Source organism: Paraburkholderia suaedae (genome assembly GCF_040812055.1).
Classification (GTDB): domain Bacteria; phylum Pseudomonadota; class Gammaproteobacteria; order Burkholderiales; family Burkholderiaceae; genus Paraburkholderia.
Map to the genome: position 1 here is coordinate 326,494 of NZ_JBFOAH010000005.1, position 19,479 is coordinate 345,972.

Annotated in this window: 20 protein-coding genes and 1 pseudogene; 19 read left to right on the plus strand and 2 right to left on the minus strand. The window is 64.2% G+C overall.

Going from position 1 to position 19,479, the window contains the following annotated elements:
* Positions 1 to 23 precede the first annotated feature (23 nt).
* The 18 genes from ABQJ48_RS10485 (at position 24) to ABQJ48_RS10570 (ending at position 17,339) form a co-directional block, all read left to right on the plus strand.
* A complete protein-coding gene (locus ABQJ48_RS10485) occupies positions 24 to 1,490 on the plus strand; it encodes an aldehyde dehydrogenase family protein (protein ID WP_367837836.1) in 1,467 nt (488 codons plus the stop codon).
* Positions 1,491 to 1,498: 8 nt separating this feature from the next.
* Positions 1,499 to 2,566: a maleylacetate reductase gene (locus ABQJ48_RS10490; protein ID WP_367837837.1), complete on the plus strand. Its 1,068-nt coding sequence runs from the start codon at positions 1,499 to 1,501 to the stop codon at positions 2,564 to 2,566.
* Positions 2,567 to 2,596: 30 nt separating this feature from the next.
* Complete coding sequence (locus tag ABQJ48_RS10495; RefSeq protein ID WP_367837838.1) at positions 2,597 to 3,475, plus strand: intradiol ring-cleavage dioxygenase; 879 nt, start codon at positions 2,597 to 2,599, stop codon at positions 3,473 to 3,475.
* A gap of 5 nt (positions 3,476 to 3,480) precedes the next feature.
* Complete coding sequence (locus ABQJ48_RS10500) at positions 3,481 to 3,792, plus strand: YciI family protein (RefSeq protein WP_367837840.1); 312 nt, start codon at positions 3,481 to 3,483, stop codon at positions 3,790 to 3,792.
* Positions 3,793 to 3,795: 3 nt separating this feature from the next.
* Positions 3,796 to 4,128 (plus strand): Rieske (2Fe-2S) protein, encoded by a 333-nt coding sequence (locus ABQJ48_RS10505; protein WP_367837842.1) that lies wholly within the window; start codon positions 3,796 to 3,798, stop codon positions 4,126 to 4,128.
* 149 nt (positions 4,129 to 4,277) lie between these two features.
* Entirely contained in the window at positions 4,278 to 4,667 is a 390-nt protein-coding gene (locus tag ABQJ48_RS10510) for a cytidine deaminase (protein WP_367837844.1), read from the plus strand.
* 53 nt (positions 4,668 to 4,720) lie between these two features.
* Positions 4,721 to 5,716, plus strand: coding sequence for a nucleoside hydrolase (locus ABQJ48_RS10515; protein ID WP_473094126.1), 996 nt, complete (start codon positions 4,721 to 4,723; stop codon positions 5,714 to 5,716).
* Positions 5,717 to 6,008: 292 nt separating this feature from the next.
* A complete protein-coding gene (gene panE / locus ABQJ48_RS10520; RefSeq protein WP_367837846.1) occupies positions 6,009 to 6,944 on the plus strand; it encodes a 2-dehydropantoate 2-reductase in 936 nt (311 codons plus the stop codon).
* Between the two features lie 81 nt (positions 6,945 to 7,025).
* Entirely contained in the window at positions 7,026 to 7,325 is a 300-nt protein-coding gene (locus tag ABQJ48_RS10525) for a hypothetical protein (protein WP_367837847.1), read from the plus strand.
* 228 nt (positions 7,326 to 7,553) lie between these two features.
* Entirely contained in the window at positions 7,554 to 9,026 is a 1,473-nt protein-coding gene (gene pdxR, locus ABQJ48_RS10530; protein WP_367837848.1) for a MocR-like pyridoxine biosynthesis transcription factor PdxR, read from the plus strand.
* A 407-nt stretch (positions 9,027 to 9,433) separates the two neighbouring features.
* Entirely contained in the window at positions 9,434 to 9,886 is a 453-nt protein-coding gene (locus ABQJ48_RS10535; RefSeq protein WP_367837850.1) for an HU family DNA-binding protein, read from the plus strand.
* Positions 9,887 to 10,262: 376 nt separating this feature from the next.
* On the plus strand, positions 10,263 to 11,672 hold the full coding sequence (locus ABQJ48_RS10540; protein WP_367837851.1) for a circularly permuted type 2 ATP-grasp protein: 1,410 nt from the start codon (positions 10,263 to 10,265) through the stop codon (positions 11,670 to 11,672).
* Between the two features lie 166 nt (positions 11,673 to 11,838).
* Positions 11,839 to 12,789, plus strand: coding sequence for an alpha-E domain-containing protein (locus ABQJ48_RS10545; RefSeq protein WP_367837853.1), 951 nt, complete (start codon positions 11,839 to 11,841; stop codon positions 12,787 to 12,789).
* A gap of 10 nt (positions 12,790 to 12,799) precedes the next feature.
* Positions 12,800 to 13,600: a transglutaminase family protein gene (locus ABQJ48_RS10550; RefSeq protein WP_367837854.1), complete on the plus strand. Its 801-nt coding sequence runs from the start codon at positions 12,800 to 12,802 to the stop codon at positions 13,598 to 13,600.
* A gap of 339 nt (positions 13,601 to 13,939) precedes the next feature.
* A complete protein-coding gene (locus ABQJ48_RS10555) occupies positions 13,940 to 14,680 on the plus strand; it encodes an ATP-binding cassette domain-containing protein (RefSeq protein WP_367837856.1) in 741 nt (246 codons plus the stop codon).
* Between the two features lie 55 nt (positions 14,681 to 14,735).
* Positions 14,736 to 15,731: an ABC transporter permease gene (locus ABQJ48_RS10560; RefSeq protein WP_367837857.1), complete on the plus strand. Its 996-nt coding sequence runs from the start codon at positions 14,736 to 14,738 to the stop codon at positions 15,729 to 15,731.
* A gap of 201 nt (positions 15,732 to 15,932) precedes the next feature.
* Positions 15,933 to 16,925 carry a sugar-binding protein gene (locus ABQJ48_RS10565; protein ID WP_367837859.1) on the plus strand — a complete coding sequence of 331 codons (993 nt, stop codon included), beginning with the start codon at positions 15,933 to 15,935 and terminating at the stop codon, positions 16,923 to 16,925.
* 150 nt (positions 16,926 to 17,075) lie between these two features.
* Complete coding sequence (locus tag ABQJ48_RS10570; RefSeq protein ID WP_367837860.1) at positions 17,076 to 17,339, plus strand: hypothetical protein; 264 nt, start codon at positions 17,076 to 17,078, stop codon at positions 17,337 to 17,339.
* A 178-nt stretch (positions 17,340 to 17,517) separates the two neighbouring features.
* Here the strand turns inward: ABQJ48_RS10570 and ABQJ48_RS10575 are convergent, their stop codons facing one another.
* Entirely contained in the window at positions 17,518 to 18,231 is a 714-nt protein-coding gene (locus ABQJ48_RS10575) for an IS630 family transposase (protein WP_367837861.1), read from the minus strand.
* Between the two features lie 41 nt (positions 18,232 to 18,272).
* Positions 18,273 to 18,485: pseudogene (locus tag ABQJ48_RS10580) on the minus strand (helix-turn-helix domain-containing protein); the annotation flags it as partial.
* Positions 18,486 to 19,053: 568 nt separating this feature from the next.
* Here ABQJ48_RS10580 and ABQJ48_RS10585 point away from each other — a divergent pair.
* Positions 19,054 to 19,371: a DUF4148 domain-containing protein gene (locus ABQJ48_RS10585; RefSeq protein WP_367837862.1), complete on the plus strand. Its 318-nt coding sequence runs from the start codon at positions 19,054 to 19,056 to the stop codon at positions 19,369 to 19,371.
* The last annotated feature ends 108 nt before the right edge of the window (positions 19,372 to 19,479 follow it).

A 19,479-nucleotide genomic window follows, 5' to 3' on the forward strand; every position in this document is an offset into this window, starting at 1 on the left:
CCCGCATCCACCGAGGACCCTTCATGCAAACCCAACTGTTCATCGACGGCCGCTTCACCGACGCCGTCGAAGGCGGCACGATCGACGTGCTCAACCCGCACGACGGCTCGCTGATCGCGAAGATCGCCGCCGCCACGGCCGCCGACGTCGACCTCGCCGTCGCCGCTGCCGCCCGCGCGTTCCCGAGATGGGCCGCAATGCCCGCCGCCGAACGCGGCCTGCTGCTGCTGCGCCTCGCCGACGCCATCGAAGCGAATGCCGAGGAACTCGCGCAGCTCGAGTCGCTCGACACGGGCCACCCGATCCGCGATTCGCGCATGCTCGACGTGCCGCGTACGGCCGCCTGCTTCCGCTACTTCGGCGGCATGGCCGACAAACTGCAAGGCTCGGTGATTCCCGTCGAGACCGGCTTTCTGAACTACGTGCAGCGTGCGCCGATCGGCGTGGTCGGGCAGATCGTGCCGTGGAACTTTCCGCTGATGTTCACGAGCTGGAAGATGGGCCCGGCGCTCGCGGCAGGCAACACCGTCGTGCTCAAGCCTTCCGAGATCACGCCGCTGTCGACGCTGCGCATCGTCGAACTGATGGCCGAGGTCGGCTTTCCGGCGGGCGTGGTCAATATCGTCCCAGGCTACGGACATACGGCCGGGCAGCGACTCGCCGAGCACGAAGGCGTCGGCAAGATCGCGTTCACCGGTTCCACGGCGACCGGGCGGCGCATCGTCGAGGCGTCGCAAGGCAACCTCAAGCGTGTGCAACTGGAGCTGGGCGGCAAGGGCGCCAACATCGTGTTCGACGACGCGGATCTCGACGCGGCCATCAACGGCGCTGCCTGGGCGATTTTCCACAACCAGGGCCAGGCGTGCATTGCCGGCTCGCGCCTGATCCTGCACGAGCGCATCGCCGATGCGTTTCTCGAACGATTCGTGTCGCTCGCTGGGTCCATCCGGGTCGGCAATCCGCTCGATCCACACACCGAAATGGGGCCGCTCACTTCGCAGCAGCATCAGGAGCGCGTGCTGGCTTTCGTCGACGTGGCGCGCGGCCAAGGCGGCCGCGTGCTGACCGGCGGCACGGCACCGCAAGACGCATCGCTCGCGAATGGCTACTACGTGCGGCCCACGGTGATCGAAGCCGCGAGCCCGAACGACCGCGTCGCGCAGGAGGAAGTGTTCGGCCCGTTCGTGACCGTGCTGCGCTTCAAGACCGACGACGAAGCGCTGGCGATCGCCAACGGCACCGCGTACGGACTCGGCAGCGGACTGTGGACGCGCGACCTGTCGCGCGCGCACCGTGTCGCCGGGCAGATCGACGCGGGCATGTGCTGGATCAATTGCTACAAGCGCGTCAATCCGGGCAGCCCGTTCGGCGGCGTGGGGCAGTCCGGCTATGGGCGCGAGATGGGCTTCGAGGCGATGCACGACTACACCGAAGCGCGCTCTGTCTGGGTCAACGTGGACGGCAACGTGCCGCCTCACTTCAAACGCTAAGGGCCGCCATGGAGCACTTCGTCTATCAGGGGACGCCGTCGCGCGTGGTATTCGCGTGGGGCGCGCTGGCGACGCTGCCCGCGGAAGTCGAGCGGCTCGGGGCCCGGCGCGCGCTGATTCTCGCCACGCCCGAGCAACGGCCATTGGCCGACGAGGTGATGCGCGTGCTCGGCGCGCGCGCGGCGGGCGTGCATGCGCAGGCCGTGATGCACGTACCCGTGGAAGTGGCGCGCGCCGCGCGCGACGCCGCCTCCGCACTCGAGGCCGACTGCTGCGTGGCCGTGGGCGGCGGGTCCACCGTGGGACTCGGCAAGGCGATCGCGCTCGAGTCGTCGCTGCCGATCGTCGCGGTGCCCACCACCTACGCGGGCTCCGAGATGACGCCGATCTACGGCTTGACCGAAGGCCGTCTGAAGCGCACCGGGCGCGATCCGCGCGTGCTGCCGCGTACCGTGATCTACGATCCTTCGCTGACGCTTTCGCTGCCGGCGGCCATTTCCGCGGCCTCGGGCGTGAACGCGATGGCCCACGCGATGGAAGCGCTCTACGCCGAGGACGCCAACCCGGTCATCAGTCTGATGGCCGAGGAATCCATCCGTGCGCTCGGCGAAGCGCTGCCGGTCATCGTGCGCGCACCGGACGACGCGCCGATGCGCAGCCGCGCGCTCTACGGCGCATGGCTCGCCGGCACGTGTCTCGGCGCGGTGGGCATGGCGCTGCACCACAAGCTCTGTCACACGCTGGGCGGCACCTTCAATTTGCCGCACGCGCAAACTCACGCCGCGATGCTGCCACACACCGCGCACTACAACCACGCGGCCGCGCCCGAGGCGCTCGGGCGCGTGGCGCGCGCCCTCGGCGGCAACGAGGCGGCCGACGCCGGCCCGCTGTTGTTCGAATTGAATCGCGCGCTCGGCATTCCGGCCGCGCTCGCGCAACTCGGCATGCCCGAACAGGGACTCGACGAAGCAGCGGAGCTCGCGTGTCGGAATCCGTACGCGAATCCGCGTGCCGTCGAGCGCGATGCGATCCGCGCCTTGTTGCAGCGCGCGTGGCAAGGATCGGCGCCCGCCTGAGCGCCGTCGCGAATCATAGTGGAGGAAGACATGTCGACCAACGACAAAGACGCCGAACGAGCCTTGACCGAGCAGGTGGTGGCGAGCTTCGCCGCGACACCCGACGAACGGCTGCGCACGCTGATGCAAAGCCTCGTGCGGCACCTGCACGCGTTCGTGAGCGAAGTCGAGCCGAGCGAGACGGAATGGATGGCGGCGATCCGCTTTCTGACCGACACCGGCAAGATGTGCGACGACCTCGTGCGCCAGGAGTTCATCCTGCTGTCCGACACGCTGGGCGTCTCGATGCTCGTCGATGCGATCAATCACCGTTACGCGACGGGTGCGACCGACACGACCGTATTCGGCCCGTTCTACATTCGCGGGATGCCCGAGCGGGCCTATGGCGAGAACATCGCGTTCAGCCCCGGCACGCCCGCGCTCGTCCACGGCCGCGTGCTGTCCACGGACGGCACGCCGATCGAAGGCGCGGTGCTCGACGTGTGGCAGACCGCCGAAAACGGCATGTACTCCGGACAGGACACCGCGCAGCCGCACGGCAACCTGCGCGGCCGTTTCCGTAGCGACGCCGAAGGCCGCTACGCGATTTCCACCATCGTGCCGGTGAGCTATCCGATTCCGACCGACGGCCCAGTGGGCCGGATGCTCGACGCGACCGGACGGCACCCGTGGCGCCCCGCGCATCTGCACTTCATGATCGACGCGCCCCGGCACCGCAAGCTCGTCACGCATCTGTTCGACGAGGCCGATCCGTATCTGCAGTCTGACGCGGTGTTCGGCGTGAAGCCCTCGCTGATGGTCGCCTATCGCGAATGCGGGGCGGACCATGAGCTCGCGCGCAGATTCGGGTTCGACGGGCCGTTTCGCGAGGCGCGCTACGACTTCGTCCTCGACCTCGACCGGAGCTGAAGACGATGGCACGTTACTTCGCCGTTTTCGCCACCGATAAACCCGGCATGCGTGAAGTGCGCGAGCGGGTCCGTCCGATCCATCGCAACTGGCTGCGCAGCGCCGCGCATTGCGGCGTGTTCGTGCGGCTCGGCGGTCCGACGCTCGCGCCGCAATGCGATGCGATGAACGGGACTTTGCTGGTCGTCGAGGCCGAAGGCATCGACGAGGTGATGGACTTCGTCAGCCGCGATCCGTACATGCAGGCGGGTTTGTTCGACCGGGTCGAGGTCCGCCCGTGGGACTGGAGCCTGGGCAATCCCGAGCGGAGAGTCTGAGCGATGAGCGCGATGCAGCTGTGCCGTCTTGCCGATGTGCCGGACGGTGGCGCACGAGTCGTCGACGCAGCGCACGCCGACGCGCCCATCATCGTCGTGCGGCGGGGCGCGCGGGTGTGGGCTTACGCGAACCGCTGCCCGCATTTTTCGGTGCCGCTCGACTTCGAGCCGGGGCTCGTCTCCTGCTATCGCGCGCAGGTGCTGATGTGCGCGCATCACAGCGCGTTGTTTCGCTTCGAGGACGGACATTGCATCGAAGGGCCGTGCGCGGGCGCGAATCTGGATGCGCTGAAGGTCGAGGTCGATGTGGATGCCTGGGTCGTCCTCATTCGCTAGGCGCTCGACGCACTGCAACGCCGTCGCGATTGCCGGTGCCCGATTCATACCGGCTTGATATGCTGTCGTTCGCACTATGCGGCGTTTTTCTCGTGCCGCGTGCTGCCGAGGGCCCGCTCATCGAGCCGGTTGGAATCGAGGATCGCCGCATGACTATGCAAGAACTGCTGGAGCGCGCGGGCGTCGCGCGGGAAAAGGCCTATGCGCCGTATTCGCACTTCAAGGTCGGCGCCGCGCTGCTGACGCGCGACGGCCGTGTATTCGACGGCTGCAACGTGGAGAATGCCGCGTATGGCTTGTGCAATTGCGCGGAACGCACCGCATTTTTCAGCGCCATCGCCGCGGGGTATCGGCGCGACCAGTTCGCGGCGCTCGCCGTGATCGGCGATACGGACCACCCTATAGCGCCATGCGGCGCGTGCCGGCAGGTGATCCTCGAACTCGGCGGCCCGAACTTACCGATCCGCCTTGGCAATCTGCGCGGCGCGACCCGCGACACCACCGCGCGCGAACAATTGCCGGACGCGTTCTACCTGTGACGACGAGCAAGCACAAGGTCATCTACGATACCGACCCCGGCGTCGACGATGCGATGGCGCTGGTCTTTCAGGCGCTGCATCCGGACATCGCGCTGCTCGGTCTGACGAGCGTGTTCGGCAACGCGACGATCGAAACCACGACCCGCAACGCGCGCTATCTGGCCGGGCGTTTCGCGCCTGGCGTGCCGGTCGCGCGGGGCGCGGCGGCGCCGCTCGAACGCGCCGCGCCTGAACCCCTCGCGCGGATTCATGGCGACAACGGCCTGGGCAACATCGCGCTCGCTATGGTTGAAGAAGCGGTTGAAAAAGCGGTTGAACAAGGGGTTAAACAAGCGGTTGATCAAGCGGTAGACCAAGCGGTAGACCAGGCGCCGCTCGACGCGCGCCCTGCACACCGGTTCATCATCGACACCGTGCGCGCGCATCCCGGCGCAGTCACGCTGCTCGCCGTCGGTCCGCTCACCAACCTCGCGTTGGCGCTCGCGGACGATCCCGGAATCGCAGCGCTCGTCAAACAGGTGGTGATCATGGGCGGGGCGTTCGGCACGGGCGGCGTGCTCGGCAACGTGACGCCCGCGGCGGAAGCCAACATGCTGGGCGACCCGGATGCGGCCGATTTCGTGCTCGGCGCGGCGTGGCCGGTGACGATCGTCGGTCTCGACGTCACGCAGCTTACCATCATGAGCCGCCGCTATCTGGCGTCGCTGCGCGAGCGCGGCGGCGCGGCGGGCCAGTTCGTGTGGGACGTGTCGCGGCACTACGAGGCGTTTCATCAGGAAAGCGCGCAACTGCAGGGCATTTATGCGCATGACGCCTCGGCGGTCGCGTACCTGCTGGCGCCCCATCTTTATACGACGCGCAGCGGTCCCGTGCGTGTGTTGACCGAAGGCATCGCCGTAGGCCAGACCATTCAGAAGCCTTCGACGCTACCCGTGCCGGCGCCCGACTGGGATCATCGCCCCGACTGCAACGTGTGTGTCGGCGTCGACGTGCAAGGCGTGCTGGCGCTGTACGAACGCACGCTGTGCGGCACGCTCGGCCGAAATTGACGAGAGCGATTCGATGGGCGCGGTGCGGGCGCGCAGATGAACCCCGCAGCGAGGGCGCCAGGCATTGCCGCCTGACGCGATTGCACCGGCCGCCGCGCTCGTGGCGGTCCAGCTTCCATTCCAGCCGACCCCAACCCCGACACTGCGTCGCAGCACATCCCGTTGCGGTGCGCGCGCGCCATGCCGGCCCGCATTCTTTGCTACATTGCTGCACAGGTACCGCGTACGCGACTGCGTATCTGGTCGCTGTCGCGCGCGGCGCGCGTGACGAAAATTTCTCAAGAGGCCAAAGATGCGAATTCTGGTGGTGGGTGCGGGTGCGGTCGGTGGTTACTTCGGCGGACGTCTTGCGGCAGCGGGCCAGGACGTGACCTTCCTCGTGCGCGCGGGCCGTGCCGAAAAGCTCCAGCGCGAGGGGCTCGTCATCAGGAGCCCGCGCGGCGACCTTGCGTTGCGCGACGTGAAGACGATTCTCGCCGGTGTGAACGCGGAGCCGTTCGATCTGGTGCTGCTCAGCTGCAAAGCCTACAGTCTCGACGACGCCATCGACTCGTTCGCACCGCTAGTCGGCGAATCGACACTGATCCTGCCGGTGCTCAACGGCATGCGCCACATCGACGCGCTCACCGCGAAGTTCGGGGCGTCGCGCGTGTTGGGCGGCCAATGCGTGATCGCCGCGACGCTCGATGCCGAGCAGCACATCGTGCACCTCAACGAGATGCAGGCCATGACGTTCGGCGAGCTGGCGGGTGGCACGTCCGAGCGTGTGCAGGCCGTTGCGGACGCGATGGCCGGCGCGAACTTCGAGGTCTCGGTCAGCGACAACATTTTGCTGCGCATGTGGGAGAAATGGGTCTTCCTGGCCACATTGGCAGCGAGCACCTGCTTGATGCGCGGTTCGGTCGGCGATATTCTGGCTGCGCCCGACGGCAAACGCGTGATCGAGAATCTGCTCGGCGAATGCCGCGCGGTGGCCGAACGCAACGGCTTCGCGATGGAGCCGGACTTCGACGCACGCGCCACGCAGACGCTGTTCACGCCCGCGCCGCTCACCGCGTCGATGCTGCGCGACGTGGAGAATCACGCGCATACGGAGGCGGATCACATTCTCGGCGATCTGATCTCGCGCGGCGGCGACGCACAAAACGGCGAGCACGGTTTGTCGCTGCTGCGCATCGCCCATACTCACCTGAAGACATATGAAGCACGCCAGGCCCGCACGTCCTGAGTGAGCGATTGCCGAAGCCGGTGCGGGATCGAAGTGGATGGAGCAGGACCACCATCGCAGTTCAACGATCGGAGGTGAACCATGCCGACGCCAACCGGCTCCGTACCCGCGCTCAGTGCCGCTTCGGCGACGATCTTCTCGATCGGCATCGTCTTTCTCGGCTACTGGGGCTTGTATGAGCCGACGCATTGGCGCGTGGCCGACATCGTCGTATTCGTGGCCGCGCTGATCGGCTTTGCGTGCCTCGGGCTCGTGCCGTGGATGGCGACGAGCCCCGTCGTGCCGGAAACCAGCGATGCGCGGATTCGCATTGCACGGCATCTGTTTCTCACAGGCGTGATGGCGATCTGGTTCGCGGTGGCGATTTCGGTGATTTTCTAGGCCGACGTTTGCGCCCGGCCCGTTCGTACGGCCAGCAGGTCGACGTGCAGGATTCCTGACGTCGCGTAAGCCAGAACGCCGCTCGCTTTCGCCGTGCTTGCGCGCGTCGGTCATGAGACGCTCGTTTTCACCGATCTGCGCTGCGCCTGCGTCGGGCAGCGGCACGCTTACGTGCAGCGCCGGTGTTTCCAGAAAGCGATTTCCCGCCTCTCCAAAGCAGTCACAGGAATGGACATTCATATCGCGGTTCAAGGGCAGCACGACCTGTCCGGACAGATCTATCGGCAACTGCGCGCGGGGATTCTCGAAGGACGGCTCGCCGGCGGCACGCGCTTGCCGTCCACGCGTGATCTCGCCACGCAACTGGGCGTGTCGCGCAAGACCACGCTCGATGTGTTCGAGCGCCTGCTCTCCGAAGGCTATCTGAGCGCGCGCGCCGGTTCGGGCACCTTCGTCGCCGAGGGTCTGCAACGCCTGCCGATCGAGCGCTCCGCGCATGCGCGGGCCGCCGGCTGGTCGGGTGAACGGAGCAAGGCCAGGCCGGCGGCCCGCGCGCTGCCGCTATGGGAGCAGATGCCCGCGCGCATGCCGCTGCCGCGCCCTTCTGTGCCTGCGCCGTACGATTTCGTCGGCGGCGCGACCGACAAGGCGCTGTTCCCGTTCGATGCCTGGCGTCGTTGCGTGAATCACGCGCTGCGTGCGCAGGCGCGCGGACCGGGCATGTATCGCGACGCGGCCGGCGAGCAGGAACTGCGCCTCGCGATCTCCCGCTACCTCGCGTTCAACCGGGCGGTATCCAGCAACTGGGAAGACGTGATCGTGACGCAAGGCGCGCAGCACGCCCTCGATCTGATGGCGCGCATCACGTTGCGGCGAGGCGAAGTCGCCGCGCTCGAAGACCCCGGCTATCCGCCCGCACATGCATGCTTCACCGCCACCGGTGCGCAGGTCGTGCCGGTGCCCGTGGACAGCGAAGGGCTGATCGTCGGCAAGCTGCCGGACAAGGCGCGACTCGTGTATGTGACGCCTTCGCATCAGTTTCCGCTGGGCATGCCGATGAGCCTCGAACGCCGGGTCGAACTGCTCGAATGGGCGCAAAAGCGCGGCGCGGTGATCATCGAAGACGACTACGACTGCGAATACCGCTTCGAAGGCCGGCCGATGGAACCGCTCAAGAGCCTCGATCGCGCGGGACTCGTCGCCTACGTGGGCACTTTTTCGAAAACGATCTTCCCCGAACTGCGGGTCGGCTACGTGGTGCCGCCCGCGTCGCTCTACGGGCCGCTCTTCAAGGCGCGTCAGATTGCCGACTGGCACGGCTGCACGCTCACGCAAACCGCGCTCGCGTCGTTCATGCTCAACGGCGACTTCGCCAGGCATCTGCGGCGCGTGCATAAGGTGTACGCCGCGCGTCGCGCGATGCTGCTCGAGCATTTGCAGGGCGATCTCGCGCGCTGGTTGGAGCCGATCGTGCCGACCGCGGGCATCCATATGGCCGCACGTCTGCGCGCGCCGTTGGCCGAACAGGCGGTGATAGAAGCGGCGCGCGAGGCGTCGATTGGGCTGTATGGACTCGCGCCGTTTCATCGGCGTGTGCAGCCGCAGCCCGGGCTGATGTTCGGGTACGGCAGCATCGCGGTCGAACACATCGACGCCGCGCTCACGAAGCTAGCGGGCATTCTGCCGCGCGTGGGGCGCTGACGGCTCGCGTCGGCCGGTCGAAATCGGGCGCGCCCGCCGTGTTTTGCGCTGCTCGAGCATGAACGGCGCCGCGCCGACCAACCCGCTCGTGATGCGCCTCACGCGCGCGCCGCCCCTGTGGCGCGAGATATCGCGATGCGTTGGCACGCGCAAAATGCCTGTATTCAGGTGTGGAAATGAACTGTAACGTGCGTTACGCGCCGCTGTTGCCCACCTCGTCCACACACGTTTACCCGCTAAAACAAGCATCAAAATGTGTTGCGGAGTCTGCGCCGCGCAACAAACCTTGAGCCTGATACACAAAAGAGTCGCGCAAATCGCATTGGCGCTTGTAGAATCCGGCGTTGAAGCGTGCACATGGCGTGTGCGCTTCGAGCAATTCACTGACCACAACAGGTAGGAGAAACATGCCGACTTCCGCAAAAAAGGTGGCCAAGAAGGCTGCTGCCCCGGTACCGAGCAAAAAGGTTGCTGCAAAGAAAGCCCCTGCGAAGAAAGCCGTCGCAGCCAAGAAGGTCGCCGTGAAGGCGTCCAGCGCACCGTCGCCGATCAAGGACACCTTCACGAAGGCCTCGTTGGCTACTCACGTCGCTGAACGCGCCGCTGTTGAACCGAAGACCGCCAAGGCCGTGCTGGCCGCGCTCGAAGACACGATCCTCGGCGCCGTGCACAAGAAGGGCGCTGGCGAATTCACGCTGTCGGGCCTGCTGAAAATCGTCGTGCAAGCTGTGCCGGCGAAAAAGCGCCGCTTCGGCAAGGACCCGTTCTCGGGTGAAGAGCGTTGGTTCCCGGCCAAGCCGGCTAGCGTGCGCATCAAGGCGCGCGCGCTGAAGAAGCTCAAAGACGCTGCAGGCGGCTGATCGCACATCACGCGTCGCCATGGTGCGCTTGGCGCAGCGAAACGCAGCGTTTGACCATGGTTGACGTTTGAGTAGATCGGCAGTGCAAGTTGTCAAATCCCTGTGGGTGCGAATCCACGGGGATTTTTTTCGTGCGCTCGCGGCCGGCGAAGCCTGCGCGCGTGCATCGCGGTGCTCCCCATGCACCGTACTAGCGCATCGTAGAACGCCGCAGTACGATGGCAACGTAGCGAGGTCGTCCGGAAGACGCTGTTAGCGGGCAGGCAACCTGTTTCGCGTGCCAGAAACCCAATGGCATAGCGTTTGCTTTGTTGAGGTCGAACACCGAATGCGCAGCGCATTCGCCTTCCATACGACAACAAGAGTGGGGCGTGACATGCGATGCTATGACGAGATGCGTCATCAAGACGATGCCGTGCGGCCTCACTACGCGCGTTTCGAGCGATGGTTGGTCACGCAGGGCAACGAGGCGATCGCTCGCAAGCGAGCGGAAGCCGACTTGCTGTTTCGCCGGGTCGGCATCACGTTCGCGGTGAACGGCGATCTGTCGGGCACCGAGCGGCTAATTCCTTTCGACCTGATCCCGCGCATCATTGCGCGCGGCGAATGGCAGACGCTGGAAGCCGGCTTGCGCCAGCGGGTGCAGGCGCTCAATCTGTTCATCCACGACGTCTATCACGATCGCAACATCGTTCGCGCGGGCATCGTGCCGGCCGAGCAGGTCTATACCAATGCGCAGTATCGGCCGGAGATGCAGGGCGTGAATGTGCCGCTCGGTGTTTACGCGCATATTGCCGGTGTCGACGTGGTGCGCGCCGGCGACGAGGGCGACTTCTACGTGCTCGAAGACAATCTGCGCGTGCCCTCGGGTGTCTCCTATATGCTGGAAAACCGCAAGATGATGATGCGGCTTTTCCCCGAACTGTTCGTGCAAAATCGCATCGCACCGGTCGCGCACTATCCCGACCTGCTGCTCGATACGTTGCGCTCGGTCGCACCCGAAGGCGTCGACGATCCGGTGGTGGTGGTACTCACACCGGGCATGTACAACTCCGCGTATTTCGAGCACACGTTCCTCGCGCAGCAAATGGGCGTGGAACTGGTGGAAGGCAAAGACCTGTTCGTCGACGACAACTACGTGTTCATGCGCACCACGCAAGGGCCCAAACGCGTGGACGTGATCTACCGCCGTGTCGATGACGACTTTCTCGATCCGCTGGCATTTCGCAACGACTCGGCGCTGGGCGTGCCGGGGCTGCTCACTGCCTATCGCGCCGGACGCGTCGCGCTCGCGAACGCGATGGGCACCGGCATCGCGGACGACAAATCGATCTACCCGTACGTGCCGGAAATGATCCGGTTCTACCTCGGCGAAAAGCCGATCCTCAACAACGTCCCCACGTTCCAGTGCCGCAAGCCCGATGACCTGGCCTACACGCTCGCGCATCTGTCGGAGCTGGTCGTCAAGGAAGTGCATGGCGCCGGCGGCTACGGGATGCTGGTGGGGCCGGCGTCGACGCAGGCCGAAATCGAGGCGTTCCGCGAACGTCTGATCGCGCGGCCGGGCGGCTACATTGCGCAGCCCACGCTGGCGCTGTCCGCGTGTCCGACCTTCGTCGAAGCGGGCATCGCGCCGCGCCATATCGATCTGCGTCCGTTCGTGCTGTCCGGCAAGACCGTCACGATGGTGGCCGGCGGGCTCACGCGCGTCGCGTTGCAGGAGGGGTCGCTGGTCGTCAACTCGTCGCAGGGGGGCGGGACCAAAGATACCTGGATGGTCGACTGACGCAGTTGTCGGTGCGCTTGCCTGGGCCGCTCATCGCGCGCTCGGGCCAGCGTTCGCAACCCGGCGCGCCGCGGCGGCATGCAACCCGCCGCCGGCGCCCACGGATAACCGGCGCGGGCCTGTTGCTTCGACGCAAGCCCGGCCTCATCAGATACGGAACGCCGTCATGCTAAGCCGCACCGCCGATCACCTTTTCTGGATGGCCCGCTACATGGAGCGCGCGGAGAACACCGCCCGCATGCTCGACATCAACCTGAAGGCGCTGCTGTTGCCGCAGACGCCCGAACACGAGGCGCGCGCGCAGCGTTCGGTGCTGCGCATCTCCGAACTCGAAGCCGCGTTCGCGCAGCGCTACGACGAGCCGACTCGCGAATACGTGCTCGATTTCATGGTGGCCGACGCCAACAATCCGTCGAGCATCCATTCGTGTTTGCAGGCGGCCCGCGAAAACGCCCGCGCCGTGCGCGGCACGTTGACCACCGAATGGTGGGAGACGATCAACGACACGTGGCTCGAATTCAACGAGCGCATTGCGTCGGGGCAGGCCGCGAACAATCCGGGCGCGCTGTTCGAATGGGTGAAGTTCCGCTCGCATCTGTCGCGCGGCGTGACGATCGGTACCGCGCTGCAGGACGACGCGTTCTTTTTCACGCAACTCGGCACCTACCTCGAACGCGCCGACAATACCGCGCGAATTCTCGACGTGCGCTTCGCGGATGTCGAACCGAATTCACGCGATGCCGCGCGCCAGCTCGAAGACTTCTATTACTGGACCTCGATTCTGAGTTCGGTATCGGCGCTGGAGATCTACCGCAAGGTGTATCGCGATGTCATCACGCCGGCGCGCGTGGTCGAACTGATGATCCTCAACCAGCAGATGCCGCGCTCGCTGCTCGCGTCGCTCGAAGGCGTGTGCGCGAATCTGGCGATGCTGCGCACCGCGGGTTCGACCCAGTGCGAACGCTTTGCCGGCAAGCTGCGCGCGGAGCTGCTGTATTCCGACATCCGGCAGATTCTGGAAGCCGGATTGCACGGCTATCTGACCCAGTTCCTGGCTCGCGTGTTCGAGCTGGGCAACCTGGTCGCGCGGACCTATCTGATGCTGCCAGTCGCCTGACGGAGTTTCTATGTACCTGACGATCCGCCACGACACGTCGTATCGCTATGAAGCGACGGTCCATTATTCAATCCAGCAATTGCGTCTGACGCCCGCGAGCGGCGCGTCGCAGGTGGTGCGGCGCTGGAGCATCGACGCGCCCGGCAAGCTCGACGCGACCGTCGACGCTTACGGCAACATCCTGCACACGCTGGTCATCAACAAGCCGCATAAAGAGATCCATCTGCATGTGTCCGGCGAGGTGAGCCCGATCCCGCTCGTCGACGGCTTGCTGCGCGACCCACCCGGGCCGATCCCGCTCGAGCATTTCACCTGCGCGACGCCGTTGACCGAGGCCGACGCGGGAATCCGCGAGTTGGCGGAATCGGTGCCGAGCCTGGCGAGCCCGGCCAGTCTGATCGCGCTGTCCGAGCGCATCGTGCAGCGCGTTGGTTACCATCCGGGCGTGACCCAGGTCACCAGCACGGCCGCGCAGGCCCTCGCGCTCGGCAACGGCGTGTGCCAGGACCATGCGCATCTGATGCTGGCTTGCTGCCGCGCACGAGGCATTCCGGCGCGCTATGTGAGCGGCTATATCGAACCCGGCGACGTGCCACACGGCGCGAGCCATGCGTGGGTCGACGTGTGGCTCGATGGCAGAGGCTGGATTTCGATCGACGTCACGCATGCCGCGTTTGCCAGCGAAATCTACTGCCGGCTGGCCGTCGCGCGCGATTATGAAGCCGCCGCGCCGGTGCGGGGACGGCGTATCGGCGGGCTCGAAGAGGAACTGAAAGTCTCCGTGACGGTGAACGCGCAAGTGCCTCAGTAGAGAGCCGGTTGCCCGTGCGGGACGGCTCGCTCGCGACGTGTCCGCCGCGCACGTCGCTTTCCTGAGCCGTACAGGTTGACAACACATTGTCGGGTCTCATCGCCGGTGGCTTCATGGATGAAGCGCGCGAGTTCGAGCAACGACATGTGTTCAGCGCATTGTCATTACGCGCCGTTTTTGCGATCTCACTATCTGGTCAACAGCGACCCGGTAGCAGCGCGGCCAATGCACGCTTGCCAAACAGCATCGTTGTGCTATAAAAAATTGTTGGCTAATGCGTGTCTATCGGTGGCCCTGCCGAACAAACGGGCGCGTGCACTGGAGCGAGCGCGACAATCCATGAGTCTTCTGGAGCTCAGAGACGTTTCCAAACACTTCGGGGCCATTCACGCCCTGAACGACGTCACGCTAAGCCTCGAGCCAGGCCAGGTGGTTGGACTGATGGGCGACAACGGCGCCGGCAAATCGACTCTCGTGAAGGTGATTGCCGGTAACTTTCCGCCGTCGCACGGCGAGATCCTCATCGACGGCAAACAGGTGCACTTCAACAAGCCGGTCGACGCGCGGGCGCGAGGTATCGAAGTCGTCTATCAGGACCTCGCGCTTTGCGACAATCTGACAGCGGCGGCCAACGTGTTTCTCGGCCGCGAGCCGCGACTCGGTTTCTGGCCGATCCGCATTCTCGATCACGCGACCATGTACCGGCGCGCCGGTGAGCTCTTCAAAGAACTCAAATCCGAAACCCGCCCTCTCGATCTCGTCCGGCAGATGTCAGGAGGGCAGCGACAGGCTGTGGCGATTGCCCGCACACGCCTGTCCGAGGCGCGTCTCGTCATCATGGACGAGCCCACCGCGGCGATCAGCGTCCGGCAGGTCGCGGAGGTGCTCACGCTCATCAAACGCCTGTCCGAACACGGCATCGCGGTCATTCTGGTCAGCCACCGCATGCCCGATGTGTTCACGGTCGCCGACCGTGTCGTGGTCATGCGGCGGGGGCACAAGGTCGCGGACAAGAAAACCGAGGCGTCCTCCCCGGAAGAAGTGACCGCACTCATCACCGGAGCTATCGCAACCGCCTGAGCCTGAATCGCACCGGAGTCCGAAATTGAACGATCCGCAGGAAAGGCCCACGCCAATGTCCGCATTGCTGGACAATCCGCAAGCCGCGACGACCCATACCCGCTGGACCGGGCTTCTTGCAAGCCAGGTGTTCTGGGTGGTGGCCGCTACGATCGTTGCCTGCATCCTGCTTTCATTCGTCACCGCCAGCTTCGCGACCCAGCAGAATCTGTTCAACGTGACGCGCAACTTTGCCTTCGTCGGCATCGTAGCGCTCGGCATGATGGCTGTGATCGTCACCGGTGGCATCGACATTTCGGTTGGTTCCACTATTGGTCTGAGCGGCATCGTGCTCTCCGTGGTCATGAATGCCGGCTACCCGATCTGGGCCGGCATCGGCATAGGGCTTCTCACCGCGGGGCTTGTCGGGCTGGTGAACGGCGTGCTCATTGCCTACCTCGACATGCAGCCCTTCGTCGTGACGCTCGGCATGCTGAGCGTGGGCCGCAGCCTCGCGCTGGTGTTCTCCGGCAGCCGGACCATTTTCGATTTCGGTCCCGACGGTAGCAAGCTGCTTGCGCTCGGCGGCGGCAAGACACTTGGCCTCGCCAACCCTGTGTGGTTCCTGATCGTCCTCGTCGTGCTGTTCTGGTTCGCTTTCGCGTGGACGCGCTGGGGGCGCTACGTCTTCGCGGTCGGTGGCAACCGTCATGCGGCGAATCTCACGGGCGTTCCGGTGCGTCGCATCGTCTGCTCGGTCTATGTACTCTCGGGCCTCATGGCGGGCGTCGCAGCCATCCTCGAAGTCGGGTGGCTCGGTGCGGTGACGACGGGCCTTGGCACCGGCGACGAATTGCGCGTGATCGCCGCGACCGTGATCGGCGGCACCAGTCTGATGGGCGGCATCGGCAGCGCCTTCGGAACCGTCGTTGGCGCTGCGCTCATCGAGGTCATCCGCAACAGCCTGATCCTGCTTGGCGTCGACTCGTTCTGGCAGGGCACGGTTGTCGGAGCCTTCATCATCGTCGCCGTGCTTTTCAACCGGCTCGGCGGGGAGCGCCAGGCAAATTGAAATGTCTTCCCGCGCACCAGCCGCGATAGCGTCGGTGCCTGGCGTGCGATCGGACAGTACGCGGAACTGCCGGACGCCAGTGCTTACAAGAAGATTGACGTTCCGCGGAAGGTGAGGCCCGTAAAAGACTGCCCTTGCGATATGACGAAAATCATGCGAGCTGACATGGCACCGCAAACCGGCGCCGAAAAGGAGGCAATAATGAAGAAAACGTTGATGTGTCTTGCGGCGGCCGGAGCGCTAGCCATGATGGCTTCTCCCGCCTTCGCAGCCGATAAGACCCTGGCGCTGGTGGTGAAGGGTCTCGATAACCCTTACTTCGACCTCATGCATCAGGGATGCGAGCGGGCGAACAAAGAACTTCATAAGGAGGGCTACACTTGCTATTACACCGGCCCTGCCACGGCCGCCGATGAAACCGCCGAAGTGCAGATCATCGACGACCTCTTGACCAAGGGTGTGGCGGCCATGGCGATTTCGCCCGCGAACGCACCGGCGGTCGCGGAAGAGTTGCGCCGCCGCAGTGTGAAGATTCCCGTCATCACCGCGGATGCCGACCTGTTGCCGAAGGATGCATCGCTGCGCAAGAGCTATGTCGGTACCGACAATTACGAACTGGGCGTCAAACTAGGCGAGCAGCTGAAGTCGCTGATGCCCAAGGGCGGCAATATCTGCCTCGTCATGGGCAATCCCGCCGCCGAAAACATCAACCAGCGTGCGCAGGGCACGCGCGACGCACTGTCCGGCAAGAAAGGACTCACGAAGCTCGGCGGCGAAAACGGCTGGAAAGAGATCGGCGCCTGTCCGCTGTACGTGAACGACGACGCGGCCAAGGCCAATCAGATGATGCAGGATACGCTGACCGCCAACGCCACCGGTCTGGATGCTTTCGTGTTCGAAGGCGGCTGGCCGCTTTTTGCTCCGCAGGCGTATTCGCAAGTCGTCGGGCCGCTCATGGACAAGATCCAGAGCGGCAAGTTCGTCGTCGTCTCGGCTGATACGCTCGGGCCGGAACTGCAAGCGCTCAAGGAACACAAGGTCAATGTCCTCGTCGGCCAGCGGCCTGAAGAAATGGGCTATCAGGCCGCGATGGTCATGCGTGATCTCGCAGAAGGAAAGACAGTCAAGCCGGTCATTCACACCGGTCTGGACACTTGCACGTGGAAGAACGCCGATACCTGCCTCAAGCACTGAATCGGCTCGATGCATTGAGAGGGCGATGCGGAGGATCGCCTTTACACGGTTTGACACATTGGACCAGCGCTCTCATGGATAATCCGTGCGCGCGCTGGACACGCTGTCGGGTGACGGCGCGACCCTGTCATCAACCCGAAGAAAACAACCATGAAGAAAATCTCTGTTGCGCTGCTCGTTTCATTATTCGTGGCAGGCACTGCATCGGCAGAAGTGCTCAGCAACGGCATCGTCATGACCCATGACAACGATGTCGCTGCACAGATCGAGCAACACGCGAGGGACGTCCAGGCACAGCCTCCCGTCGTCGAACACGATGAGCAAGCTGGCGACGCAAGCACCGTGCGCAAGCCGGCTCATCATCACCACAAGAAGCACGCCGCACACGCCAACGAAGGTCAGGCGAGCGAGTAAGCGCAGTGTGAACGCACTCGCCGTAAAGGGCAGCGGGCTAGTCGAAGCTGGCTCGTCTGCCGTATTACAATAATGCGCCACGCTCAGATAATCCGAGTCATCAACCGCCGGCTGAACGTTGTAGCAACCATTCCCGTTACGCGCCGCTCATCTTCCTGTCCTCGTTCGTGGACAGTAATTAGTAGCCCAGAATTTCGGGCCCGTTCGGCAATCGCGCGCTGGGCGTATTCCGAAAAACTGTTTTGAGACTCAAGCAGACATGCCCAGTACGGGGGTTCCCGCACTTACTAAACCGAAACAAAGTAACCGGACATGCGTCACGCCGCGTAACGGACTGCCGGATGATGAAACATGGATCGGACCAAAGCCGGAATTCTCTGCAACGAGCGCAGAACTGCTCGAACACCCTGCTTAAGATGTCCGGGCCTTTGATAGCAAGCTTGCCGATCTTGTGATGCTTGAGATAACCCCATACGAGTTCGTCCGGATTCAGGTCCGGCGAGTAAGCCGGCAGGAAGAACAGACAAAGGCGGTCATCCGATTCTGCGGCAAGCTTGCGGATCGCTTTGCAACGATGAACCGGATGACCATCGGCGATCAGGAAGACGGGAGCGTCGGCGTTAAGTATCAGTCGCCTGACGAAGTCGACGTACAGCGGGATCTTGAAGCTGCCTTCAAAGCACATGAAACGGAGTTGGCCACGCGGGCTGATCGCCGAGATCAGGTTCACTTTGAAGCGCGCGCCAGTGGTTTCGACCACCGGTTTCTGACCGATCGGTGCCCAGGTCGTGCCGCTGTGGTAGTCCGAGCGCACAGTCGATTCGTCGACGAAGAAAATCTGAGCCCCACAGCGTTTGGCATGCCTGACAATCGCCGGATATTCGTCCCGCATGTGACCGTCTGATAGACAAAGCGGATCGCTTCGGACGACAGCTTCATTGGCCGGCCCGAAATAGACCTGGCTCGTAACGCCTCAATACCTCCTTCGCGCCACGCCGCCAACCACTCGTAAATACGCGGCCTCGAGAAGCCCAGCGTGCGAATCACGTCCTCGGGCGACTCGCCAGCTTCGACTCGCTTGACCGCGCGGATCCGCATCTCTTCCAGCGTTGCATGTGAAAGCCGTCGGCCGTCGTCCTCGCGCATCACGCCTCTCCCCAAGCCCCTCTAAGCTTAGACCATGGCGTCGATTTATGTTCGCTTATTTATGCACTGCTTAGTACATCGTGATCACGCAGGGCGTGAGCGAGACCACACAGGCGGTCGCCTTCCAACCGATGACGCGCTGAATACGAATACCTCAATCGCCACAACAGTGAACGGCGACGCGGAGTCGGTATTTACGGTGCAGAAGTCCTGGCCGCGGTGTCATGCCATTACTTTTCCCGCATGCACCAGACCAAACTCCTCGCGACAGAATAGTACAAGTCTGCCTGCCATCGATTCTGACGAACGGGCGCGACAGATGTGATCGAGCAGGATCACTCGGGGATGCAACCGATGCAACCCCACAAACGGCCTATTGCCGTGCATCTGATTGAACGGCAATCAAGAATCCAAACATGACAGCAATGTAACGTTAGCGTCAGGGTGCATCACCCCTGCGCTGTACAGAATAGGTCTCTTCACTGTCGTTATGACGACGCGGTGAGACCGGAGGCTTCAGGCATCGTGTGCGAAGCCGACCATAGTTGGATTCAGGAGGTAATCGAATATGAAAGCTTTTGTCTTTGCGGCACTGCTTGCCGGCGGACTCGCCGCCCCTGCCATCTCCTTTGCACAGGATGCTGCTGCGCCATTGACGCGTGCCGAGGTGCGCGCGGATCTGGTCCGACTAGAACAGGCCGGGTACCGGCCGAGCGCCAATGATCTGCACTATCCGGCGGATATTCAGGCGGCGGAGGCACGTCTGCATGCGCCGGATGCCACAGCGCCGAGTGACACGGGCGAAGGGGGAGTGCCGGATGGTTCCTCGCAGGCGGGTGGACCGACGACAAGCGCAGGTACCCGCTCGATCTACTTCGGTCACTGACGCTCAGTGACTCGCAAGTCACGGTCGACTACTTTCTTTCGCCATATTCACGAGGGACTGCGATCGACGCGGGTCGTTCGCGGCTGCGTGGCCGAGATGATGTCCGAG